A 22,877-nucleotide genomic window follows, 5' to 3' on the forward strand; every position below is an offset into this window, starting at 1 on the left:
TGCTCACGAGTGCACGCGATCCACGATCGTCTTTGTCGGACCGGCTTGATCAAACCATGGGAGTCGATGTCCGCGCGACGTCCCAGCGCGCCGACATGGAGGCGTACAGGCGGCGGGCCTCCTCGGGCCGCTCGCCACTCAGCACGGCGGCGTCCTCGAGCGCCCCGGCCAGCTCGAAGGTGCGACCGACCTTGCGGTAGTGGGCGGCCGCGGTCAGCGCCGGGCCCGGATCGCCGAGCAGCAGCGCCCGGCATCGCAGGTTCGCCGCGTACGCCCGGGCCGGTCGCACCTCGTGCGCGGCCTCGGTGGCGCAGATCGTGGCGGCCCGTTCGGCGATGTCCGGGCGGTCGTGCCGGCGGGCGAGCCGCAGCACGTCGGGCAGCCACTGGTGACGCAGCATCATCGGGGCGTACGCCGGCTGGAGGAGCGGCGCGAGCAGCTCGAGCGCCTCGTCCGGGCGGTTGTGCTGCTCGGCGGCCAGCGCCCGGGCGACCAGCAGGAAGTCGCAGTTCTCCCGTTCCGCCTCGCTGGCCGGCACGGCGTCGGCCGCCCCCAGGTGAGCCGCCGCCAGATCCCGCGCGTCCCGGTGCAGGGCGATCAGCGCGGCCACCCCGTGCAGCAGCATGGTCACCGCGCCCGGCTCACGCTGACCGTGGAACGTGATGCCCGGGCCGTCCTCGGTCACCGCGCCCACCTCGGCCAGCGCCTCGTCCCAGCGACCGAGCCAGTAGTCCTGGACCGCGGTGGCCACCTGCAGGCCGGCGGGTAGGCGCTCCTCGGCGGCGAAGGCGGCGGCGGTGCGCAGCGTCTCCTGCGCCTCGTCGAGCCGGTCGAGGTTCTGCAGCGAGAACAGGCGGTTGTCCAACAGATCGAAATATGTGCCGGCCAGCCCGGGGCGACCCCGCACCACGGCGAGCGCACGGTCCACATGCTCCAGGGCGCGTTCGTGGTCACGCCGGATCGAACTGGTCATCCAGATGGTCTGCAGGGCGAAGGCGGTCTCGTAGGGCTGGCCGGCGGTCACCGCGTCGTCGTAGACCGCCCGGGCCCGGCGCTCGGCCGCGTCCAGATCGTCCAGGTCGCCGCGGCGGAAGTTGGCCAGCAGCACCCGGTGCCGGGAGCGCCAGATCGCCGGCACCCGGTCGTCGTCGACCGCCTCGTGCAGCATCGCCTCGGCCTCGGCCGTCTCGCCCCGGCGGTGCCGCATGGTGGCCAGCAATTGGCGCATCTCGGCCCGATCGACCGGGTCCGTCGTGAGGCTCATCGCCTCCTCGGCCTGGTGCAGCGGCACCCGACCGTGCCGGTACTCGAGCCGCACCAGGGCGACCAGCAGGGTCGCCCGCTCCTCGGCCGAGGGCAGGTCGGTGGCCAGGGTGCGCCGGATCAGGTCGCCCGCGATCTGCGGGGCCCGGCGCACCACCGCCGCGTGATGGGTGACCAGCCACGTGAGCACCCACGAGTCGGCCAGCGGGGCCGAGGCGTCGATCTGCTCGGCGACCCGGGTGAGCGGGCTGCCGCCGGCCGCGAGCACCTCGGCCGCGTGCCGGTGCAGCCCCGCCCGCAGCGCCGGCGGCACGCTCGCGACCAGCGCCTGGCGCAGGAACGGGTGCCGGAACGCCAGATCCGTTCCACTGTCGACCAGCACGGCCGCGTCGAGGGCCTCCTCGAGCGCGCCGACCAGGTCGAGCGCCGAGCGGCCGGTGACCGCCACGACTTCGCTCACCGAGAACTCCGAGCCGAGCAGCGCGGCCAGCCGCAGCACCTCACGGGTCTCGGGGGTGAGCACGTCGAGCGCGGCGTGCACGGCGTCGAGCAGAGTCTGCGGCGGCTCGACGGTGACGTCGGGGCCGATGTCGGCGCGGCCACCGCTGATCGCGACGGCGTCCCGCTGCCGCAGGGCCGTGACCAGCTCGCGGGCGAAGAGCGGGTTGCCGCCGGAGCGGGCCGTCACCTCCCGCAGATGGGGGCCGGGCGGAGCGCCGACCAGGGCGGTGACCAGCCGGTCGAGCTCGGCCGGGGCGAGCGGGCCGAGGTCGAGCGGCATCCGCTGCCGGGCCTGGACGAGACGGCGCAGCCCGGCCTGATGCGCGTCGGGCCGGGCCGCGGCGACCAGCAGTAGCGGCTGCTTGCCGACCAGGCCGAGCATCCGCTCCCAGACCCGTACGGTCGCGTTGTCGGCCCACTGCATGTCGTCGACGACCAGCACCAGCGGCGAGGTGGCACAGGCCGACCGCACTGCCGCGACGATCTGGTCCTCGGCCGGCTCGGCGTCCGCCAGCTGCGGCCGGCGCGACGCGGTCTCGAGCCCGAGGGCCCGCGACAGCACCTGCAGGGGAACGCGCGACCCGAGCTGGTCGGCCGCGCCCCAGGCCACCCGGCACCCGAAGCGGGCCGCGTCGGCGAAGGCGTGGGTGAGCAGCTCGGTCTTGCCGATGCCGGGCTCACCGGAGATCCAGACCGCGCCGCCGCGACCCGCCGCCACCGTGCGCACCAGCCCGCGAAGGTGATCGATTTCGGCCACCCGCCCGACCCAGGACCGCCCCCCGAGGCCGTCGCGCAGGGCCTTGGCGATGGGTGTCGGCACCACCGTCCGGAAGGAATCGGGAACGGCCCGGGCGGCGCCGCGCTCGGCCGAGCCGGCCAGCAGCTGACGGTGCAGCGAGCGCAGCGCCGGCCCCGGCTCGATGCCCAGCTCGGCGACCAGGGTGCGCCGGGCCGTCCGGAAGACCTCGAGCGCCTCGCCGTGACGACCGGCCCGGTGCAACGCGCGCATCAGCAACTCGTGCAGCGGCTCGTGCAGCGGGTGGTCGCGTACCAGGCCGGTGAGCTCGGCGATCAGCTCGTCGTCGCCGCCGCCCTCGAGCCGCAGCCGGGCGCGCTGCTCGGCCGCGGCCAGCCGCAACTCGGCCAGCCGTTGCCGGTCGAGCTCGAGGAAGGGGCCGGCCAGACCCGCGTATGCGTCCCCGCGCCACAGGGCCAGAGCCTCGTCCAGCCGGGCGACGGCGGCCGTCGCGTCCCCGGCGGCGAGCCGCTCGGCCGCGGCGGCCCGCAGCCGGTGGAACCGGGCCGAGTCGAGAGCGTCCGCGCCGACGCGCAGCACGTAGCCGCCCGAGCCGGAGCCCAGGTTGTCCGGCTGGAGCACCCGGCGCAGCCCCGAGACGTACGTGTAGACGCTGCCCACGGCCGTGACCGGCGGCGAGTCCCCCCAGATGGCGCTGATCAGCTCGTCGCGGCCGACCACACGACCGGCGTGCGCGGCGAGCACCGCGAACACCGCGCGCTGCCGGGCCGGACCCAGATCGAGCTCGGTCTCGTTCAACCAGGCCCGGACCGGGCCGAGCACACTGACGCGCACGTTCGGCACGTGTCCTCCCGGTTCGGTGATCGAAGGGGACGCAGTGGGAGACGACCTAGGTGCCAACGGATAACACAAAGCGCACGGAGGGGCACTCCTGATCGGCCGGCCTTCCGCGCGGCCGCCGCCCTCTGGTCAACTGGTTCATCGGCGGTCCGCCCGCGATGAAGGTTCCGTGAAGGTTCCCTGAAGGCACTTTTCGCAGACTGACCTCCCTGACCTTATGGGGAGGCCGCCATGGAACAGATCCGCGTCGCCGTGCAGGCGACCGACCCGCTCAGCCACGCCGGCCTCGCCGCGTTGCTCCAGTTCCGCGGCGACCTCACCGTAGTGCGCAACGCCCAGCGTGCGGAAGCTGATGTGCTGGTCGTGGCGGCCGAACGGCTCAGCACCGAGGTGGTGGCGACCCTGCGCCGCGCGGGCACCGAGGCCGGCGCTCCGGTGGTGCTGGTGGTCTCCGAGATCGACGAGGCGGATCTGCTGACCGCGGTCGAGTGCCGCGTCGTCGCCATCCTGCCCCGCGGCGGGGTCTCGCCCGAACGGCTCGTCCACAGCGTGAAGGCGGCCGCCACCGGTGGCGGGGTGCTGCCCCCCAACCTGGTCGGTGAGCTGCTCAAACACGTCGAGCGGATGCAGCGCGACGTGCTCACCCCGAACGGGTTGAACGCCTCGGGCCTGACCCCGCGCGAGATCGACGTGCTCCGGCTGATGGCCGACGGGTTCGACACCAACGAGATCGCCGGCAAGCTCTGCTACTCGGAGCGGACCGTGAAGAACGTGATCTACGGCGTCACCCATCGGCTCAAGCTGCGCAACCGGTCCCACGCTGTGGCATATGCGCTTCGCGCCGGCATGATCTGAGCGTTCCCGACCACCCGCAAGGCCGATGCGCCGGCCGCCGAACGCGCCGCCGACCTGATGGCTGCCTACGCCGACCCGTCGATCCGGGCCGTCTTCGCGACCATCGGCGGCGACGACCAGATCACCGTGCTGCCGCATCTCGACCCGGCGCCCTTCGTGGCCGACCCGAAGCCGTACTTCGGCTACTCCGACAACACGAACCTGCTGAACTGGCTCTGGTCGCACGGCGTGGCCGGATATCACGGCGGGTCCACCATGGTGCACCTGGCGCGCGGCGGCGGGATCGACCCCGAGCACGCCTCCTCGCTACGAGCCGCCCTCTTCGAGACCGTGGACTTCCCGATCGTGCCGGTGGCCGAGTTCAGTGACGAGGAGCGACGACCAGCGCGAGGCGGTGCTCCGGGCGCTCGGCGACTACAACCCCGGCGCGATGGTCGTCTTCGGTATCGATTTCGGACACACGGCACCGCAGTGGATCCTGCCGTACGGGGGCCGGATGACCGTCGACGGACCCGGTCGCCGCATCGTGGCCCACTTCTGATCAGGCGACCCGCTCGGGCACCTGGGGCTGCACGGGCGGGGCGCAGGGGTCGCAGAAGGTCCGGGCCGGCGGGTGCGCCACCAGGCGGTTCGGTACGAGCAGGAAGGCCAGCACGGCGCCGGCCACCATCAGGACCGCGCAGATCATCATCGTGTTGCGGTAGACCGGCTGCAGTTGGGCCGCGTCGGTCAGGTTTCCGCCGCCCAGCCCGGCGGCCAGCGGCAGCACGGCGACCGCCAGCAGGCCGGCGGCCCGGGCGACGGCGTTGTTGACCCCGGAGGCGATGCCCGCGTACGCGTCCTCGAGCGCGCCGAGAGCCGTGGCGGTCAGCGGCGCGACGAGCGTCGACAGCCCCAGCCCGAAGACCAGCACCGCCGGCAGTACGTCGGTCCAGTAGTTCGCTCCCGGCCCGATGCGCGACATCATCACCAGCGCGACGGCACAGATCAACGGGCCCACGGTCATCGGGATGCGCGGGCCGATGCGTTGCGCGAGCCCACCGGCCCGGGCCGAGAGCAGCAGCATCAGCGCGGTCGTCGGGAGCAGCGCGATCCCGCTGGCCAGCGGCGAATAGCCGGCGACGACCTGCAGGTTGATCACGAAAAGGAAGAAGACGCCGCCGTTCGCCGCGTACGTCAGGAACGTGACCAGGTTGGCGCCGCTGAACGCCTTGTTCCGGAAGATCCGGACGGGCAGCATCGGGTGCGCCGCGCGCCGTTCGTACAGCACGAACCCGACCAGCGAGCCGACACCGAGGGCGAGCGAGGTGATCACGACCGGGTCGCCGGGCCCGTGCTCGGGCCAGGCCGTGAAGCCGTACGTCAGACCGGCCAGCCCGACCGCGCCGGCCAGCACGCCGACGTAGTCGATCTGCCGGGCCGCGGCCGGATTGCGCGACTCGGGCACGTGCTTGGCGCCGACCCAGAGCACCAGCGCGGCGAGCGGCACGTTGATCAGGAAGATGTAGCGCCAGTCGCCGATGTCGACCAGCCACCCGCCCAGGAACGGGCCGAGCGCGCCGCCGATGCCACCCAGGCCGGACCACGCGCCGATCGCCTTGCCCCGGTCCTCACGGCTGAACGACGCCTCGAGGATGGCGAGCGCGCCCGGGGTCAGCAGGGCGCCCCCGATGCCCTGCAGGATCCGGGCGAAGATCAGCGTCTCGATGTTCGGTGACAGCCCGCAGAGCAGCGACGCGACCGCGAACCAGGCCACGCCGATCAGGAAGATCCGTTTCCGCCCGTAGCGGTCGCCCAGCGAACCGCCCAGCAGGACCAGCGAGGCCAGGCTGAGCGCGTAGCCGTTGACGGTCCACTGCAGACCGGCGGCGTCGGATCCCAGGTCGCGGCCGATCTCGGGCAACGCGATGTTGACGACCGTCGAGTCGATGAAGGCCAGACTCGAACCGAGGACGGTCGCGAGCAGCACCCACCGGCCGGCCGCCGAGCTGTAGCGGACCGGCTGACCGGTCGTGAGTTCCATCAGGCGACATTAACCCTGATCATCGCGCCGGGGATCGGTTAATTGACTGCTCACGCCGTGCGTCGTGCCACGTCCGGCCGGACGGTCGATATGGGGGCGGCCAGGGTGCGGGGCACGGCGTTGCGCGCCGCCAGCAGGGCCGCGGTGGCCGCCTGGGCCGGGCGCAGACCCACGCTCGACCGGCGCAGCAGCAGGTTGTCGAGCCGGGCGCAGAGCTCGGCCCGGTGGAACGGCTTGGGCACGAAGTCGTCGGCGCCGGCATACAGCGCGGTCAGGATGCGGTCGTCGCTGACGTCGGCGCTGATCAGCATGACCGGCAGGAGCGCGGTGTCCGGCTCGGCCCGCAGCCGGCGGCACAGCTCGATGCCGGATTCACCGGGCATCCGTACGTCGAGCAGGGCCGCGTCGACGTCGCGGGACAGCAGTTCGGTCATCGCCGCCCCGGCGTCCCCGACCGGGATCACCCGGTGGCCGGCCCGGGTCAGCGCGAACGTCAGAAGCTCCCGGTGATCGGCGTCGTCGTCGGCGACGAGCACGGTCGGCATGGCGACCTCCAGACACGAGCAGCAAAGGACCCACTCTGCTGTTCGGTGCGCCCGCTGTACGACTGAGCCCCTCGCTAGTTTGCGCATGTACGTGCGCACGATTGAGGATGCGCACGTTCGTGCGCAATGCTTAAGATGTGCACGAACGTGCGCGAAAGGAGAGCCGGTGCGTCTCAACGATCCCTTCGATCTCGGCCGTTACCTGCGCGATCGTCGACGATCGGTATCGATGACTCAAGCCCAGTTGGCTGAGCGGGCCGGAGTGAGTCGTCGCTGGCTCACCGATCTGGAGTCCGGAAAGCCAACTGCCGAAGTGGGGCTGATTTTCCGAGTAGTGGCAGCCCTGGGGTTGTATCTCGACGTACGTCCTGAGCCTCAGCCCGCACTCGACCTTGACGCCTATCTTGATTCGTTTGGAGACAGCCGGTCATGAGCCGTGACCTCGTGGTGCTTATCGGCGGTCGCCGGGCAGGGCTGCTGACCCAGGGAACAGGCGGCGTCCTCGGCCTCGCCTATGACGCCGACTATCGAGACGCGGAGGCTTCCCTGCCGCTTTCCTTGTCTTTGCCGCTCTCGGAACGCGTCCATGCCGGACCAGCCGTCCGTGCCTACTGTCAAGGTCTTCTGCCTGACAACGACATCGTTCTGGAACGGTGGGGTCGCGACTTTCAAGTATCTGCCGGCAACCCGTTCGCCTTGCTCACCCACGTGGGTGAGGACTGCGCCGGCGCGGCTCAATTCGTTACTGGGGACCGGGTCGCGGCGATGCTCGCGCAGGACGGGCAAGTTGTCCCCCTGAGCGAAGAGAAGATCGCCCAGCGTCTACGCACACTGCGGCGTGATCCCTCTGCCTGGCATCTTGCCGGTACGGGCCAGTTCAGCCTGGCCGGCGCGCAGGCCAAGACGGCTTTGTACTACGACGGCGCGGCTGAGTACTGGGGTGACCCGTCCGGTGCGGTGCCGACCACACACATCCTCAAGCCGGCCATCACCGGCTTCGACGACCATGACTTGAACGAACACCTGTGCCTTCAAGCGTCTCGAATCCTCGGACTGCGAGCGGCCACTTCCCACGTGCTCTCGTTCGAATCAGAACGTGCTGTGGTAGTCGAGCGCTACGACCGCTTGCCATCCGGTGGTGGGCAAGTGAAACGAATTCATCAGGAGGACATGTGCCAGGCGCTCGGGATGCCGCCCACCGCCAAGTATCAGAGTGAGGGAGGACCGTCGCCCGAGCGCATCATCGAGCTGCTTCGGCGGGTGGTTCGGCCGGCCGTGGTGGCCGAGCAAGAGGTGAGCCGATTCATCGATGCGCTGGCCTTCAATTGGCTGATCGCCGGGACCGACGCGCACGCCAAGAACTATTCGCTTCTTCTGCTACCCGGCCAGACCCGGCTGGCGCCGCTTTACGATGTGGCGAGCAGCTTGCCGTACGACGACATGTACCTGCCTCGCCTTCGGCTCGCGATGAAGATCGCCTCCGAGTATCGGGTGGGGGCGATCACCGGACGGCACTGGCGGGCATTTGCCGAACGCAATCGACTCGACCCGGACCGGATGCTCGATCGGATCGCGGAGCTTGCCGGGCGGCTGCCGGAGGCGCTTCGCGAGGCGGCGGGGGCCGATGCGGTGACGGCCCTCGGCTCGGACTTGCCGGAAAGGCTGGTTGCGCAGGTCACCATTCACGCCCGTGCCTGCTTGGCGGCGCTCGGCCGGACGTGAAACTAGGGTGGCATGCATGATGCGTGCAGCCGTCTTCAGTGAGCCAGGTCCCGCGTCCGTCCTGCAGATCGTCGAGCGTGATCTGCCGCCCGCCGGGCCCGGTGAGGTGCGGGTCCGGATCGTCCTTTCGGCGGTCAACCCGACCGACACCGGCACCCGGGCCGGCCGGGGCGTGCCGGACGGCGTCTCGCCGCCGCGCGTTCCCGACCAGGACGGCGCCGGCGTCGTCGACGCGGTGGGGGACGGGGTGACCGGGCTCGAGCCGGGCGACCGGGTCTGGGTGTGGGACGCCAGTTACGGCCGGGAGAACGGGACCGCGCAGGAGTACGTCGTTCTGCCCCGCCGTCAGGTGGTGCGGATGAACGAGGACGTCCCGTTCGAGGTCGGCGCCGCGCTGGGCATTCCGGCGCTCACCGCGCACCGCTGCCTCACCCTGGCCAGCGACGGACCCGACCGGCTGGCGCCGGGGGCTCTCGAGGGCCGGACCGTGCTGGTGGCCGGGGGTGCGGGCGCGGTCGGCAACGCCGCCATCCAGCTCGCCCGGTGGGCCGGCGCCACCGTGCTGACCACGGTCTCGTCCAAGGAGAAGGCCGACCTGGCCGCGGCGGCCGGGGCCGACGCGGTGATCAACTACCGCGAGGAGGACGTGGCGGCCCGGATCGGCGAGCTGAGCGAGAGCGGGCCGAACGTCGTCGTCGAGGTCAACACCGGCAACCTGCGCCTCGACCTCGATGTGGTCGCGCCCGGCGGCAACATCGCGATCTACGTCGGCGGCGAGGTGACGGTGCCGAGCTTCAAGGCGATGCTCAAGAACGTCAGCCTCGACTTCGTGCTGACCTACACGACCTCGGAGCAGGAGAAGGACAACGCCGTCGCCGCCGTGGCCGAGGCGGTGAACAGCGGGGCCTTCCGGGTGGGGGAGGAGGCCGGGCTGCCGATCGTCCGGTTCCCCTTCGAGCGGATCGCCGACGCCCACGAGGCCGTCGAGCAGCACGTCGTGGGCAAGGTGGTCATCGAGGTGACCGCACCGTAGCCAGGAGCGCGTCGGCCACCCGCTCCACCCCGCGGCCGTCCACCGCCGACCAGGCCCGCCGGGCCAGCTCGGTGCGGGCGGCCGCGTCGGTGAGCAGCCCGTGCAGCGTGTCGACGGCGTCGGCGCCCAGGTGGCCGAGCCGGCCGAGCCCGGCGCCGTAGCCGCGGGCGACCGTCCGGTCGTACCCGAGGATCTGGTTGTCGACGACCCAGACCAGCGCGGCGGGCAGCCCGAGGCAGAGCAGCTCCCAGGTCGACGTGCCGCTGGCGCTCACCGCGAGGTCGGCGCCGGACAGCAGCTTCGGCAGGTCGTCGGTGGGCGGGATGATCTCGAAGCGCTGCCCCTCGGCCGGCACGACGGCGTGCAGTTCGTCGCGCAGGCTCTCGTTGGCGCCGATGATCGTGGCGTCGAACGGCGCCCCGGTCTGCGCCAGCCGGACGGCGATCTCGGGGGCGGCCCGATAGGCGTCGGTCCCGCCGAAGAAAGCCACGACCTTCGGCGTACGGGACGGGGTGTGCACCGGCGGCGCCGGTGGCCGCAGGCTCCGCACCGAGCTGCGCAACAGCGCGTAGTCGAGCCCGGCCAGACCCAGCGCGCCCTCGACGTCGACCACCGAGTCGAGGTTCTGGTCGACGTAGATGTCCGCGGTCTGCCCGCGGAAGTCCCCGTCCACGATGGCCAGCACCGGCCGGCCCGTCCGGCGGACCGCCACCGACTGCGCCGGCGGCAACGTGTACGAGTCGATGACCAGCGCGTCGAGCTCGAGCTGCTCGGCCGCCGCGACCAGACCGGCCTCGTCGGCCGGCGCCGGGTGCCAGGGCAGGCCGCGCTGGACGAGCTGGGACTCGGCCCACTCGACGCCACCGAGGTCGCTCAGGAAGCGCACCCCGACGCCGCGGGCGAGCAGTTCCTCGGCCAGCGCGACGCACCGGACGAGATGGCCGACGCCGGTGCTGGCACCGGCGTCGCAACGAATACCGACAATGGTCACCGCTACGCCTGGACCAGGGCCTTCTGGAGCACGTGGGCGTTCAGCTCGATCAGCTCGGGCCGGCCGGCGAGCCAGTCGGTGAGCTTGCGGACCGAGATCGGCTCGTCGCCGAAGTGCGCCACGATCGCCTCGATGAGCTTCCAGTCGTCCTCGGTGTCGAGCGTGAGGCGCAGGTGCGACAGGTCGGGCTGCAGGGTCAGCCCGAGCACGTCGAACTTCTCCGAGTGCGTGTAGATGTAGGACGTCACGTGGGTGCGGTGGTGCTCGGTGGCGAGCGCGTCGATCTCGCGCAGGATCGGCGTGCGGACCACCTCGACGTCGAGGCCCCGGGGCAGCGTCTTGGTGATCGACGTGGTCAGGTAGTCGACCCCGGCGGCCAGGAAGACCCGGTGGGTGAGCGCGATCAGCTCCGGGTCGAGCAGCGGGGAGTCCGCGGTGAAGCGGAGCACGATGTCGCTCTCGTGCTCGTCCAGCACGCCCAGGAACCGGTCGAGCACGTCGTCGACCGAGCCCCGGTAGCAGGGCACGCCGATCGCGGCGCACTCGGTCGCGACGGCGTCGTCGTCCGCCTCGGTCGTGGTGGCCACCACGACCTGGTCGAGCACACCGCTGTGCTGAGCGGCCCGGACGACCCGCTCGAGCACACTGCGGCTGCCCAGCTTGCGCAGCACCTTGCCGGGAAGCCGGGAAGAGCCCATCCGGGCCTGGATGATGCCGAGGGTTGTCATGAAAGTCCTTTTCGAAGGCGATTACGTGCCTTGCGGGCGACTCCGTACCCCAGCTTCGCGACGCGAAAGCTGACGGAGCCGCTGAAGGTCGCGATCTGCGTACGAGCCTTGCGAAGTTCTGTATCCCGTTTGTCGAGCTCGCGCTCGACCTTCTGGGCGCGGGCGGTCGCGTCGGCCAGTTGCCGGCGCAGTGCCCGGAGTTGTTCCATATTGTCCCGGCTTGAAACCTCGAGCGGCGGTTCTTCGTCGGGAGAGCCGGCCGCTGTGTCGTCGGGCCGGCCCGCGGCGGCGTGCAGGATCGCGGTCAGGGCCGGCAGGTCGACGGCGGCGGGCCAGGGGTGCGCGTAGCCACCACGGATCAGCGTCTGGGCGAACCGGCGGATCACGTCGGTCCGCGGCGGGACACTCGGGTCCAATCTCTCGTACGTCTCCCGGTGGACCACCACGTTGTCGGCGGTGGCACCGGGCTGTGCGGCGGCCCAGCCGGTGAGCAGGCGCCGCACGATCGGGAGATCGTGCCGCAGGCAGGCGGCCAGGAGCAACTCCTCGAGCAGACGACCCGGCGGGAGCGGCCCGTTCAGCCCGGCGACGTCACGACCAGGAACTTCACGCAGTACACGACGGATCCACCCGCCGTCACGGCAGGGCGCCAGCTCGACCACCGGGCCGTCGCCCACCAGCACCGGCGGCAGCGCCGGCCCGGCCGCCGGACCCGGGCCGAGGTGAGCCACGACGATCCAGGCGGAGGCGAACTCGGGACCGAGGCCGCCGCGCACGGCGGCCGCGGCGAGCCGGCGAGGGTCGCTCAGGACCTCTTCACCCGCGTACGCGCGCGCGGCGGCGCTCGCCGTCAGGGCGGCCAGCGCGTCGGCCGGCCCGTCGCGCAACGCCTCCGGGGTGGCGATCAGGGTCGGCGCCCCGGAGACCGGCCAGGCCGCGCCCAGCCAGTCGATCGTCAGCTCCTCGGCGGCGAGGCGGCCGGCCAGGCGGGCCGGGCTGCCGGGCCGGGCGCCGAACTCGCCGAGCGGGCTCCAGTCGCTGTCGGTCCAGGCCGAGGTCGCGCTGCCCGGGGCGACCAGCCGGTGCAGGCCGAGGTCGTTCTCGACGGCGAGCAACAGCGTGCCGCCGGGGCGCAGGACACGCCGCAGAGCCTGAAGGCTTTCGACCCAGTCGAGCTGGGGGCCCTCGACCGAGCAGAGCCGGCCCAGCCCGTCGAGCGCGACGACGACGTCGTACTGCTCGTCGCCGCTCAGCTTGGGCAGCGTGCCGCACAGCACCCGCAGGCCGCGAGCCTGCAGGCCGGCCGCCTCGGGCTGTGAACGGACCAGGCAGGTGACCGGGGAGCGGGCGGCGAGCGCGTCGATCAGGGCGTCGTCGTGCGGCCCGGCGATCAGGACCGGGACGCCGGCCGGCAGCTGCTCGGCGAGGTGGCCGAAAAGGGCCCCGCCGGCGCGCGGCCGGTCCTCGGTGAAGGAAGGCATCTCGCCCCCGATCATCTCGATCACGCGGGCACCCTAGCCGTCGTCGCCCGGTGGTGTGCCGTCCACCCCAGCATGGCGCGCAGCTCGGCCGGGGAGGCGAGAGAACCGTCGCCCAGCTCGCTCAGGGCCGAGGCGCGGGCGACGGGGCCGTCGAGATGCTTGCCGTGCAGCTCGGGCCACTCCCGGCGGATGCGCTCGGCGGTCGGCGTGTCCTCCTTGTCGAGCTGCATGGGGTCGCCGTAGACGGCCGGCTCGCAACCGGCCGCCACCCCGTGGAACACTGCGCTGCTCAGCCGGTTGGAGGCGACCCGGCGGTGGCGGCGCATCTCGGCGAGCTGCTTGTCGAGGAAGTGCCGGTCGGTGTCGCGCCATTGGCGGCCGCGGTAGCCGTGGCAGACGACCCGGCCGTACTTCTCGTACGCGGAGCGGACCGTGTCGTCGCGGTACTCGTTCCAGTACAGGCAGAAGGTGACCGGCCCGTCCTCGGTCTCGAGGATCTCGTCGACCTGGCGCTGGTGGTCGCCGAGCACGTGCTGGCGCTCCCACCCGTGGAAGGGGTAGAAGATCGTGCCCTCGCGGGGCGGCGCGTCGGCCGGCTCGGGCCGCATGGCCAGCAGATAGAGGAAGGGGGCGCCGACGACGGTGGCCTGCCGGCGTCCCATCGACCACGCCCGGCGCCGGGTGCGCTCGGAGTAGACGAAGATGGGCCGGCCCGGCACGTACGGCGTGCCGAGGCCGAGCCCGTCCACCACGTTCCAGCCGTGCTGCACATAGCCGTCTATCCGGGGTGGGTGCTCCGGATCGAGGCCGCAGTATTCCGCGAGGATGTGCGCGTGGCCGTAGAAGTGGTTGGCGTGGTGCACCCGTTCAGCTCCCGAGGATGGTCCGCAACGCCTCGACGACACGGTCCTGGTCGGAATCGCTGAGGTCGACGAAGAGCGGCAACGATAGCTGCTCAGCGTAGAAGGCCTCCGCCACCGGGCACATCCCGCGCTGGTAGCCCAGGTCCTCGAAGACCGGGTGCCAGTAGACCGGGATGTAGTTGACCTGCACGCCGATGCCGGCCTCGCGCATGCGCTCGAAGACCTCGCGGCGCCGGCCACCGAGCACCCGGACGGGGTACAGGTGACGCAGTGGGTCGACGCCCTCACGCTGGATCGGCAGGCGCAGCCCGGGCACGTCGGCGAGCAGCTCGTCGTAGCGGGCCGTCAGCTCCTGGCGCCGGGCCTTGAAGGCGGCCAGCCGCTTGAGCTGGGAACTGCCCAGGGCGCAGAGCACATCGGGGAGACGGTAGTTCTCGCCGAACTCGTGCACCTCGTAGAACCAGCTGCCCTCGTCGGGACGGCGGAGGTCCTCGCGCACCACGCCGATCGTCCGGAAGGTGCGGGCCCGCTTGAGCAGGTCGGGGCGGATCGACGCGACCGCGCCGCCCTCGGCCGTGGTCAGGTTTTTCGTCGGGAAGAACGAGAACGTCGTCAGGTCGGCGAGGGTGCCGACCGGGCGGCCGTGGACGGTCGAGCCGATGGAGTGGGCCGCGTCGCCGATCAGCACCGCGCCGACGCCCTCGGAGATCTTGCGCAGGGCGTCGTACTCGGCCGGGTGACCGGCGTAGTCGACGGCCCCGATCGCCTTGGTCCGCGAGGTGACCACGGCCTCGACCGCGGCCGGGTCGATGTTGGCCGTCTCGTCCTCGACATCGGCAAAGATGATCTTGGCGCCCAGCCGGGCCGCGGCCGAGGCCGTCGCCACGAAGGTCATCGGCGTGGTGATCACTTCATCGCCCGACGTCACGCCGGCGGCCGCGTAGGCCGTGTGCAGCGCGGTGGACCCGTTGGTGACCGTGACCGCCGGAGCGCCGGCCACCGCCTCGATGTCGGCCTCGAACTGCGCCACCCGGGGCCCGGTCGTCAGCCAGTCGCTGCCGAGGGCGGCGACGACCGCCTCGACGTCGGACTGGTCGATCGACTGCCGTCCGTACGGCAGCATCAGCCCTCCTCGAGCAGCTTGCGCATGTCCTCGACGGAGAGCCAGAGGTCGTTGTTGTCGGAGCGGTAGTTGAAGCCGTCGGCGACCTCCTCGCCACCCTCGGGAGCCTCGTAGCCCCAGCTGGCGACGACCGGCTGCACCACGTAGCGGTCGGGGAAGCGCAGCGTGCGACGGCTGTCGTCGGCGGCGATCATCTCCTCGTGGAGCTTCTCGCCCGGCCGGACGCCCATCTCGTGGGTGGCCGAGTTCGGCGCGACGGCCTCGATCAGGTCGAGGATCCGCATGCTCGGGATGCGCGGCACGAACAGCTCGCCACCCTGCATGACGTCGAACGAGTCGACGACGAACTTGACGGCCTGGGGGAGCGTGATCCAGAAGCGGGTCATCCGCTTGTCGGTCACCGGCAGGCTCTTGCCCTCGGCGGCGAGCTTGCGGAACAGCGGGACGACCGAACCGCGGCTGCCCATAACGTTTCCGTAACGAACCACCGCGAGGCGGGTCGGGTGGGTCGCCGCGTAGTGGTTGCCGGCGATGAACAGCTTGTCGGCGACCAGCTTGGTGGCGCCGTACAGGTTGATCGGGCTCGAGGCCTTGTCGGTGGAGAGCGCGACGACCTTCTTGACGCCCTTGTCGATCGCGGCGTCGATCACGTTCTGTGACCCGTTGATGTTCGTCTCGACGAACTCCGACGGGTTGTACTCGGCCGTGTCGACCTGCTTGAGGGCGGCGGCGTGGACCACGTAATCGATGTTGTGCATCGCGCGGTCGAGCCGGGCCTTGTCGCGGATGTCTCCCAGGAAGAAGCGCAGTCGCGAGTCGTCGCCGAACATCTGCCGGAGCTCGTACTGCTTCAGCTCGTCACGGGAGAAGACGACGATGCGCTGCGGGTCGAGGTGGGTGAGGGCGTAGTTGAGAAACGCCTTCCCGAAGGACCCGGTGGCACCGGTGACCAGGATCGACGATCCGCTGAGTACAGACACTTGATTTTCTCCCGGGGGGTGGGCAGGACGCAATACGAGCCGGAAGCATAACCAGCTCACCAGCCGATTCGCGGGCCAACATCGAACGACAACCGTAGTTCATCGGTGCTTCCGCTAGCATTAACGACCTCGTCGCCGGTTGCGACGACCTTAAGAAGCCTCTGTCCACCTGCCCCCCTTTTGGAGTACCACCGTGAGTGAACTGCAGCGACTGCGCGAGGCGTTCCGCACCTCCCTGGACCTTCCGGCGGATGCGCCCGTGGACGACCTGCGGTACCAGGACAACGAGAAGTGGGATTCCCTCGCTCACATGTCTCTGGTGGCGGCGATCGAGGACGAGTTCTCGGTGATGATTGACACAGACGACGTCATCAACATGTCCAGCTTCACCGAGGCGATCAGCATTCTCGGTAAGTACGGGGTTGACTTCAATGAGTAATCGGGTGGCCCTGGTGACAGGCGCCTCCCGTGGCATCGGCCGGGCCACCGCCACGCGTCTCGCGGAGCGGGGTCACGACCTTGTCCTGCACGGTCACCGGGCCGAGTCGATCACCCCGGTCGCCGAGGAACTCGCCGGTAAGTACGGCGTGACGGTGGTCAGCGGGCACGGTGACATCGCCGAGCCCGAGACGGCCAAGGCGCTCACGCAGCTGGCCTTCCAGACTTTCAAGCGGCTGGACGCGTTGGTGGTCAACGCCGGCACGCACGCGGCCGGCATGCTCGGCATGACCGACGACGCGACCATCCAGCGGCTCTTCGCGGTGAACTCGGCCGGCGCGGTCTACACGCTGCGCGGCGCGGCCCGGCTGCTCGCGCGGGGCACCGACCCGGCCGTCGTCCTGGTCTCGTCGATCACCGCCTCGCGGGGCATCGCCGGTCAGGCCGTCTACGCCGCGTCCAAGGCGGCCGTGGCTGCCCTGGCCCGGTCGGCCGCCAAGGAGCTCGGCCTGCAGGGCATCCGGGTCAACGCCGTCGAGCCGGGCTTCATCGCCACCGACATGCTCGACACCCTGGACGACAAGGGCCGCGAGGAACGCATCGCCGACACGGCGCTGGGCCGGCTGGGCCAGGCCGACGAGGTCGCCGACGTGATCGCGTTCCTCCTCTCCGAGCAGGCCCGGTTCGTGACCGGCCAGGTGCTCGGGGTCGACGGAGGACTGACGCTGTGAACCTGCTGCACCCCGGTGCCCGCGTGATCGACGCGGTCACCGGCGAGACGCTGACCGAGGACGGGGTCGCCGCGGCCGAGGCCGAGCTGGCCGCCGAGCCCGGCGGTGTGGTCTTCCTGCCGATCGAGACGACTGTCACGTCGATCGCGCGCTACCTGGCGGCGCTCCGGCTGGGCCGTCCGGTCGTGCTGCTCGACCCCGACGGTGACCACACCGACCTGATCGAGCGCTTCACCACCACCGAGGTGCACCCCGACCTGGCCCTGCTGCTCACCACGAGCGGGTCGACGGGCAACCCCAAACTCGTACGGCTCTCCGCCTCGGCCGTGCGGGCCAACGCCGAGCAGATCGCCGAGGTCCTCGACATCACGTCCGAGGACGTGGCCATCACGACGCTGCCGCTCTTCTACTCGTACGGGATGTCGGTGCTCAACTCGCACCTGTTGACGGGTGCGACGGTGGTGCTCGAGCGCACCGGCATCATGCAGCGCGACTTCTGGACGGCGGTGAACGAGCACGGCGTCACCTCGATGGCCTTCGTTCCCTATCAGTACGAGATGCTGCGCCGGCTCCGCTTCGACCCGGCGAAATACCCCACGCTGCGCGCCCTCACCCAGGCCGGCGGCCGGCTCCGGGCCGACCTGGTGACCGACTTCGCGCAGCGGATGACCGGCGTCGGCGGCCGGCTCTACGTCATGTACGGCCAGACCGAGGCGGCGCCCCGGATGGCCACGCTGCCGCCGGCCCGGCTCGAGGAGAAGCTCGGCTCGGTCGGTCAGGCGCTGCCCGGCGGCGCCTTCACGATCGAGGACGACGAGGTCGTCTATCGCGGCCCCAACGTGATGATGGGCTACGCCGAGACGGCCGCCGATCTGCTGCTCGGCGACGAGCAGGGCGGGGTCCTGCGCACCGGCGATCTGGGCCGGGTCGACGAGGAGGGCTTCCTCTTCATCACCGGCCGGACCAAGCGCATGGGCAAGGTCTTCGGTGTCCGCATCAACCTGGACGACGTGGAGAAGAACTTCCCGGTCGCCGCGGTGGCCGGGGAGGACAAACTGCACGTCTTCGCGGAGAACATTTCGGACGACGAGGCTCGTGGCCTGCGTACCAAGATCTCCGAGTGGCTCGGGACACATTTCTCCGGCGTCGTCGTGCGTAGTGTTGAGTCGCTGCCGCTGTTGCCCAACGGCAAGATCGACTATCGGGCGCTGGAGTCTTCGCTGTGAGTAGTGTTTTCACCCTGCCTCAGGCCGCGAAGGAGGAGATCCTTCTCAAGGAGCTCTCCGCGCTGGTCGAGCACCACCGGGAGAACTGCGAGCCGTACGAGCGGATCCTGGCGGCCAGTGGCTATCAGCCCGCCACCACCGTCGCGGGTCTGCCCTGGCTGCCGGTGCGGCTGTTCAAGAACCTCGAACTCAAGAGCATCCCGGACGACCAGGTGTACAAGGTCCTCACGTCCAGCGGCACCACCGGCGCCGAGGTCAGCAAGATCTACCTCGACAAGGCCGCGGCCGGTGAGCAGACCCGCAAGCTGGGCGCCACCGTGCAGAGCGTGCTCGGCCCCAAGCGGCTGCCGATGATCCTGGTCGACACCAAGGCCATGCTGAAGGACCGCAAGTCGTTCAGCGCCCGCGGCGCCGGCGTGCTCGGCATGTCGAACTTCGGTCGCAACCACGTGTGGGCGCTCGACAACGAGGGCCACGTCGACGTGCAGGCCCTCCGGGACTTCCTGGAGAAATACGGCGACGAGCCCTTCCTGATCTTCGGCTTCACCTACCTGGTCTGGCTGCACCTCTACGAGGTCGCCCGGGACAACGGTCTCGACCTCAGCAACGGCATCCTGATCCACTCGGGCGGCTGGAAGAAGCTGGTCGACCAGGCCGTCTCGCCCGAGGAGTTCCGCAAGCGGCTGGCCGGCGTCGGGCTGACCAAGGTGCACAACTACTACGGCATGATCGAGCAGATCGGCACGATCTTCCTCGAGGGCCCGACCGGCGGCTCGCTCTACTGCCCCGACTTCGCCGACATCGTCGTGCGCGACCCGGTGACGTGGGAGGAACTGCCGCCCGGCAAGCCCGGTCTGCTCGAGGTGATCAGCACCCTGCCCACCTCGTACCCCGGTCACGTGCTGCTGACCGAGGACCTGGGCGTGGTGCACGGCATCGACGACGGGGACTGGCCCGGCAAGCGCTTCTCGGTGCTCGGCCGGCTCCCGCGGGCCGAGGCCCGAGGCTGCTCCGACACCTACCGGGAGGCGGCGTGATGCAATACCGTTTCGGCGCCGAGGGCGACCTGACCGCCCCCTCCGACGACCGGCTCACCGTCGGCGACCCCCGGGTCATCGACTTCCTGGCCAAGCTGGCCCGCAAGCTGCTGGCCCCGGCCGTCGCGCGGCGGCACGCCGAGCTCGGCTCGCTCGGTTTCTTCCTGCGCCCGGCCGAGCTCCACCGCACGGTCAACCACCTCAAGCGGGACGACGCGCTGGTCTTCCCGCGCGGCAACGTCTTCCACATCCCGCCGGCCAACGTCGACACGATCTTCGTGTACTCGTGGGCGCTCTCGGCCCTGGCCGGCAACCACAACGTCGTCCGCATCTCGGAGCGCTCGGCCACCGCGGCCGACACCATCCTGACCGCGCTCAACGAGGTGCTGGCCGACGCCGACCCGGTGATCGGCCGCACCCAGCGCATGATCACCTACGGCCGGGACGACCAGGTCACCGCGGCGCTCAGCCAGTGGGCCGACCTGCGGGTCATCTGGGGCGGCGACTCGGCCGTCGCGGCGATCCGCAAGCACCCGCTGCGCCCGTCGGCCCGCGACCTGACCTTCCCCGACCGGACGTCCTGGGCGGCCGTCTCGGCGGCCGGCTGGCGCGCGGCCGACCCGGCCCGGCGGCGTGAGGCGGTCCTCGGCTTCACCAACGACTCGTACTGGTTCGACCAGGCGGCCTGCTCGTCGCCGCGCACGGTCTTCCTCGTCGGCGAGGACACCGACGACGTCCGTGAGGAGTTCGTCGAGCTGCTGCTGCAGGTCGTCGACCAGCGCGGCTGGGAGATCGACGCCGCCATGGCCGTCGAGAAGCGGGTCAACGCGTACGGTCTGGCCGCCACCGGGGCGATCTCGTCGATGCAGTTCCCGGCCAACTCGGTCACCGCGATGTCGCTGATCACCGTGCCCGACGCCCCGCGCCGCTGGATCGGGGCCGGCGCCTTCCCGTTCGCCCAGGTCGGCTCGCTGCTCGAGCTCGTGCCGGCGATGAACCGGCAGGACCAGACGTTCAGCCACTTCGGCTTCACCCACGACGAGCTCAAGGCCTTCGCGCTCGAGCTCGGCGGGCGTGGAGTCGACCGGATCGTCCCGTTCGGGTCGGCTCTGACCTTCGGCTCGATCTGGGACGGCTTCGACCTTCCCCGCGAGTTCACCCGGTTGACGACCCTCGTCGAGTGACCGCTGTGCTCGAGGCTGTCGAGGTGGCGCCGGTCGAGCGCCCCTCGGCGGCCCCAACCCGACGCCGTTTCTCGATCCACCGCCGGGTGCGGTCCCCACTGGCGATCGTGCCGTGGCTGTTCCCGGCGGTGACGCTCGTCCTGACGCTGCTCGACACGGGCGTCTCCGGGCGGGACATCGCGCTCTACGCCTTCTACTTCGCTGTCGACGTCGTGCTGCCCGGCACCCTGGTGCACCGGGCCCTGCGCGGCAGCCGGGGCAACGTGCCGGAGGACCTCGGTCTGGGCGCGGCCACCGGCATGGTGATCATGATCGGCTCGTGGGCGCTCTCGGCCGCCATCGACAAGTTCGTGCTGCTGCCCTGGTGGCCGATGCTGATCGTGGTGCCGTTCCTCGCGGTGCCCAAGCTTCATCGCTTCTGGCGGGTGAGCCGGCCGCGCCCGCTGCCGATGCGCTGGTCGTGGATCGTCGCGGCCGGCCTCGTGCTGCTGGTGCTCTCGGAGTACCCCGGATGGCGGTCCACTCCGCTGCCGCCGGCCGGCGGCCTGCTCTATCAGGACCTCTATTACCACCTGGCGCTCGTCCACGAGATGATGCGGCCGATGCCGTTCCAGGTGCCCCAGGTGGCCGGCAACTCGCTGCACTACCACTATCTCTCCGACGCCGACATCGCCACGGCCAGCATGGTCACCAAGATCGACCCGGCCGTCGTGCTGCTGCGGCTGTGGCTGGTGCCGGTGGCCGGAACGGCCGTGTTCGTGATGGCCGCGCTCATCCGCGGGCTCAGCGGCAAATGGTGGGCCGGCGCGCTGGGCGGCACGGCCTCCATCCTCGGGCTGCCGCTGATCCTCGGCGCCGCGTACATCCCGGTCGGCGCGAGCCCGGTCAGCGCGCTGAGCCCCTCGCAGACGTACGTGCTGCCGCTTCAAGCCCTGATGGTCGTGCTCGCGGTCGACGTGCTGCGGGGCCGCCGGCTGCGCTGGGCCTGGGTGATGATCTTCCCGTTGGCGCTGGTGTGCGCGGGCGCCAAGTCCAGCGCGCTGCCGCCGTTCCTGGCCGGTCTGCTCGCCGCGACCGTGCTCGTGCTGATCCGCTATCGCCGCCGGCTCCTGCCGGTGCTGGCGCTTTTCGCCCTCACCCTGGCCGGCGTGGCGCTGGGCTTCCGGCTCTTCGCGGGTGGCGGCGCGGGCACGCTCGGTCTCCAGCCGCTCTCCATCCTCTACATCATGTCGCCCTACCGCGACACGATCGGGCACGCCGACGTCATCGACGGCTCCCGCTTCCTGCTGTACGGGGTGGAGACGACCGGCACGGCGGGCCGGGTCTTCATCGCGGGACTGGTGCTCTATTGGTTCGTCATGCAGTCACCGCGCATGCTCGGGCTCTTCGGCATCGTCAGCGGCACCACCAAGCGCGAACCGGCGATGTGGCTGCTGGCCGGCATGGCCGCGGCCGGCGCCGGCGCCATGTTCCTGCTCTGGCATCCGTCGGCCAGCCAGGTCTACTTCTTCGCCGGCGCGTTGCCCTTCGGCGCGGCCGCGGTCGCCTGGATGATGGCCGACCTGTCGCGGGGCTGGCGGGCGGCGCTGGCCGGAGCGCTCGCGGGCGGCACCTGGGCCCTGCTGGCGCCGAAGATGTACCCGCCCCGCATGGACCGGGTCGTCAACTGGGTCTTCGTGCTGGCCGAGCCGCTGATCCGGACCGCGGTCATCGCCGTCGGCCTGGCCGCGATCGCGCTCATCGCGCATCGCGTCGTCACCGGTCGCACGCCGTGGCGGGCGATCCCGCCCGCGCTGCTCGCCGCCGTGCTCACCACCGGCCTGGTGGGCGGGGCCAAGCTCCAGATCGAGGACGTCGGCAAGGCGCTCGACCCGGTGATGACCGGCCAGCACGACCCCGGCAAGCTCGTCCTGCGCGAGGAGATGATCGCGGCGGAGTGGCTCGACGACAACGCCGGCCGCGACGACATCGTCGCCACGAACGTCCACTGCATCCCGATCGACTGGACGCAGAGTTGCGACTCCCGGGCGTTCTGGGTGGCCGGGCTCGGCGGTCGGCGCACCGTGATCGAGAGCTGGGGCTACACCGACGAAGCGGTCGCGCAGGACGGGGTGAACGGCGAGCGCTACTTCAAGCAGCCCGCCCCCGACCTGATGCGTTACCTGCTCAACCAGCGGGTCTTCGCCCACGGGCAGGAAGAGGACGTCGCCGAGCTCAAGCGGCTCTACAACGTGAAGTGGCTCTTCGCCGACGATCGGGCCCCCGGGGGCATCAACGGCAATCTGGCCGAGGTGGCCGACCTGCGCTTCACCTCGGGCCCGGTCTCGATCTACGAGGTGCGCTGATCTGGGGGCGCGCTTTTAGTAGGTGCGCTGATCTGCGGGGTGCGCTTCTGGTAGGCGCGCCGAGTTGCGGGGTGCGGTGGTCTTCGACGTGCGCTGGTCTTTGAGGTGCGGTGAGTTTGCCGGTCGCGCCGGGAATGACGGGTTGCGCTGACCCGTACGGTGGGGTTAACCCTACCGTCGATCGGGCGGCGAGCAGGATCGGAACGGAGCG

The 22,877-nt window shown here is 71.0% G+C and carries 20 protein-coding genes and 1 pseudogene; 12 read left to right on the forward strand and 9 right to left on the reverse strand.

Annotation, left to right across the window (positions count from 1 at the left end):
- Positions 1-49: 49 nt before the first annotated feature.
- Positions 50-3,364 carry a BTAD domain-containing putative transcriptional regulator gene (locus HJC40_RS18465; RefSeq protein ID WP_250002345.1) on the reverse strand — a complete coding sequence of 1,105 codons (3,315 nt, stop codon included), beginning with the start codon at positions 3,362-3,364 and terminating at the stop codon, positions 50-52.
- Between the two features lie 228 nt (positions 3,365-3,592).
- Between HJC40_RS18465 and HJC40_RS18470 the strand changes: the two genes are divergently transcribed.
- From HJC40_RS18470 to HJC40_RS46155, 3 genes and pseudogenes are all read left to right on the forward strand, one after another.
- Positions 3,593-4,216, forward strand: coding sequence for a response regulator transcription factor (locus tag HJC40_RS18470; RefSeq protein WP_250002346.1), 624 nt, complete (start codon positions 3,593-3,595; stop codon positions 4,214-4,216).
- A gap of 57 nt (positions 4,217-4,273) precedes the next feature.
- Positions 4,274-4,402 (forward strand): annotated as a pseudogene (locus tag HJC40_RS18475) (LD-carboxypeptidase); the annotation flags it as partial.
- 178 nt (positions 4,403-4,580) lie between these two features.
- Positions 4,581-4,757, forward strand: coding sequence for a hypothetical protein (locus HJC40_RS46155; RefSeq protein ID WP_250002347.1), 177 nt, complete (start codon positions 4,581-4,583; stop codon positions 4,755-4,757).
- On the opposite strand, the gene HJC40_RS18485 is transcribed toward HJC40_RS46155, so the two are convergent.
- Together HJC40_RS18485 and HJC40_RS18490 are read right to left on the reverse strand one after the other, a co-directional pair.
- Positions 4,758-6,239 carry an MFS transporter gene (locus HJC40_RS18485; RefSeq protein WP_250002348.1) on the reverse strand — a complete coding sequence of 494 codons (1,482 nt, stop codon included), beginning with the start codon at positions 6,237-6,239 and terminating at the stop codon, positions 4,758-4,760.
- 50 nt (positions 6,240-6,289) lie between these two features.
- Positions 6,290-6,784, reverse strand: a complete 495-nt coding sequence (locus HJC40_RS18490; RefSeq protein WP_250002349.1) for a response regulator transcription factor — start codon at positions 6,782-6,784, stop codon at positions 6,290-6,292.
- Between the two features lie 166 nt (positions 6,785-6,950).
- Here HJC40_RS18490 and HJC40_RS18495 point away from each other — a divergent pair, with 166 nt between their 5' ends.
- From HJC40_RS18495 to HJC40_RS18505, 3 genes are read left to right on the forward strand one after another with little or no spacing between them, the layout of a single operon-like run.
- The gene (locus HJC40_RS18495) at positions 6,951-7,217 is read left to right on the forward strand and encodes a helix-turn-helix domain-containing protein (protein ID WP_250002350.1); all 267 of its coding nucleotides are present in this window, start codon (positions 6,951-6,953) and stop codon (positions 7,215-7,217) included.
- Positions 7,214-8,506, forward strand: a complete 1,293-nt coding sequence (locus HJC40_RS18500) for a type II toxin-antitoxin system HipA family toxin (RefSeq protein ID WP_250002351.1) — start codon at positions 7,214-7,216, stop codon at positions 8,504-8,506. The genes HJC40_RS18495 and HJC40_RS18500 overlap by 4 nt, the downstream gene beginning before the upstream one ends.
- Before the next feature lie 19 nt (positions 8,507-8,525).
- Complete coding sequence (locus HJC40_RS18505) at positions 8,526-9,539, forward strand: NADPH:quinone reductase (RefSeq protein ID WP_250002508.1); 1,014 nt, start codon at positions 8,526-8,528, stop codon at positions 9,537-9,539.
- Here HJC40_RS18505 and HJC40_RS18510 read toward each other — a convergent pair.
- From HJC40_RS18510 to pseB, 6 genes are read right to left on the reverse strand one after another with little or no spacing between them, the layout of a single operon-like run.
- The gene (locus HJC40_RS18510) at positions 9,517-10,530 is read right to left on the reverse strand and encodes a spore coat protein (protein ID WP_250002352.1); all 1,014 of its coding nucleotides are present in this window, start codon (positions 10,528-10,530) and stop codon (positions 9,517-9,519) included. The genes HJC40_RS18505 and HJC40_RS18510 overlap by 23 nt on opposite strands.
- 2 nt (positions 10,531-10,532) lie before the next feature.
- The gene (locus tag HJC40_RS18515; RefSeq protein ID WP_250002353.1) at positions 10,533-11,258 is read right to left on the reverse strand and encodes a cytidylyltransferase domain-containing protein; all 726 of its coding nucleotides are present in this window, start codon (positions 11,256-11,258) and stop codon (positions 10,533-10,535) included.
- Positions 11,255-12,754 (reverse strand): class I SAM-dependent methyltransferase, encoded by a 1,500-nt coding sequence (locus HJC40_RS18520; protein WP_250002509.1) that lies wholly within the window; start codon positions 12,752-12,754, stop codon positions 11,255-11,257. Before HJC40_RS18520 ends, HJC40_RS18515 begins: the two co-directional genes overlap by 4 nt.
- A gap of 5 nt (positions 12,755-12,759) precedes the next feature.
- The gene (locus HJC40_RS18525; RefSeq protein WP_250002354.1) at positions 12,760-13,602 is read right to left on the reverse strand and encodes a hypothetical protein; all 843 of its coding nucleotides are present in this window, start codon (positions 13,600-13,602) and stop codon (positions 12,760-12,762) included.
- Between the two features lie 4 nt (positions 13,603-13,606).
- Complete coding sequence (locus HJC40_RS18530) at positions 13,607-14,725, reverse strand: DegT/DnrJ/EryC1/StrS aminotransferase family protein (protein WP_250002355.1); 1,119 nt, start codon at positions 14,723-14,725, stop codon at positions 13,607-13,609.
- On the reverse strand, positions 14,725-15,705 hold the full coding sequence (gene pseB, locus HJC40_RS18535) for a UDP-N-acetylglucosamine 4,6-dehydratase (inverting) (protein WP_250002356.1): 981 nt from the start codon (positions 15,703-15,705) through the stop codon (positions 14,725-14,727). Before pseB ends, HJC40_RS18530 begins: the two co-directional genes overlap by 1 nt.
- A 193-nt stretch (positions 15,706-15,898) precedes the next feature.
- On the opposite strand from pseB, the gene HJC40_RS18540 reads away from it, so the two are divergent.
- The 6 genes from HJC40_RS18540 to HJC40_RS18565 are packed head-to-tail and all read left to right on the forward strand — an operon-like array spanning position 15,899 to position 22,666.
- Entirely contained in the window at positions 15,899-16,144 is a 246-nt protein-coding gene (locus HJC40_RS18540) for an acyl carrier protein (RefSeq protein WP_250002357.1), read from the forward strand.
- A complete protein-coding gene (locus HJC40_RS18545) occupies positions 16,137-16,874 on the forward strand; it encodes an SDR family NAD(P)-dependent oxidoreductase (protein ID WP_250002358.1) in 738 nt (245 codons plus the stop codon). Before HJC40_RS18540 ends, HJC40_RS18545 begins: the two co-directional genes overlap by 8 nt.
- Complete coding sequence (locus HJC40_RS18550; protein WP_250002359.1) at positions 16,871-18,100, forward strand: AMP-binding protein; 1,230 nt, start codon at positions 16,871-16,873, stop codon at positions 18,098-18,100. The genes HJC40_RS18545 and HJC40_RS18550 overlap by 4 nt, the downstream gene beginning before the upstream one ends.
- Complete coding sequence (locus HJC40_RS18555; RefSeq protein ID WP_250002360.1) at positions 18,097-19,137, forward strand: acyl-protein synthetase; 1,041 nt, start codon at positions 18,097-18,099, stop codon at positions 19,135-19,137. The genes HJC40_RS18550 and HJC40_RS18555 overlap by 4 nt, the downstream gene beginning before the upstream one ends.
- Complete coding sequence (locus HJC40_RS18560) at positions 19,137-20,321, forward strand: acyl-CoA reductase (protein WP_250002510.1); 1,185 nt, start codon at positions 19,137-19,139, stop codon at positions 20,319-20,321. Before HJC40_RS18555 ends, HJC40_RS18560 begins: the two co-directional genes overlap by 1 nt.
- Positions 20,318-22,666: a hypothetical protein gene (locus HJC40_RS18565; RefSeq protein WP_250002361.1), complete on the forward strand. Its 2,349-nt coding sequence runs from the start codon at positions 20,318-20,320 to the stop codon at positions 22,664-22,666. The genes HJC40_RS18560 and HJC40_RS18565 overlap by 4 nt, the downstream gene beginning before the upstream one ends.
- The last annotated feature ends 211 nt before the right edge of the window (positions 22,667-22,877 follow it).

It is taken from the genome of Actinoplanes sp. M2I2 (genome assembly GCF_023544445.1).
In the GTDB taxonomy this organism is placed as follows: Bacteria; Actinomycetota; Actinomycetes; order Mycobacteriales; family Micromonosporaceae; genus Actinoplanes.

What these genes read in the sequence shown, in the direction of transcription:
- HJC40_RS18470 (WP_250002346.1), top strand. Translation starts at nt 3,593, where the DNA reads ATGGAACAGATCCGCGTCGCCGTGCAGGCGACCGACCCGCTCAGCCAC.
- HJC40_RS18485 (WP_250002348.1), bottom strand. Translation starts at nt 6,239, where the DNA reads ATGGAACTCACGACCGGTCAGCCGGTCCGCTACAGCTCGGCGGCCGGC.
- HJC40_RS18490 (WP_250002349.1), bottom strand. Translation starts at nt 6,784, where the DNA reads ATGCCGACCGTGCTCGTCGCCGACGACGACGCCGATCACCGGGAGCTT.
- HJC40_RS18500 (WP_250002351.1), top strand. Translation starts at nt 7,214, where the DNA reads ATGAGCCGTGACCTCGTGGTGCTTATCGGCGGTCGCCGGGCAGGGCTG.
- HJC40_RS18505 (WP_250002508.1), top strand. Translation starts at nt 8,526, where the DNA reads ATGCGTGCAGCCGTCTTCAGTGAGCCAGGTCCCGCGTCCGTCCTGCAG.
- HJC40_RS18515 (WP_250002353.1), bottom strand. Translation starts at nt 11,258, where the DNA reads ATGACAACCCTCGGCATCATCCAGGCCCGGATGGGCTCTTCCCGGCTT.
- HJC40_RS18520 (WP_250002509.1), bottom strand. Translation starts at nt 12,754, where the DNA reads ATGATCGGGGGCGAGATGCCTTCCTTCACCGAGGACCGGCCGCGCGCC.
- HJC40_RS18530 (WP_250002355.1), bottom strand. Translation starts at nt 14,725, where the DNA reads ATGCTGCCGTACGGACGGCAGTCGATCGACCAGTCCGACGTCGAGGCG.
- HJC40_RS18545 (WP_250002358.1), top strand. Translation starts at nt 16,137, where the DNA reads ATGAGTAATCGGGTGGCCCTGGTGACAGGCGCCTCCCGTGGCATCGGC.
- HJC40_RS18560 (WP_250002510.1), top strand. Translation starts at nt 19,137, where the DNA reads ATGCAATACCGTTTCGGCGCCGAGGGCGACCTGACCGCCCCCTCCGAC.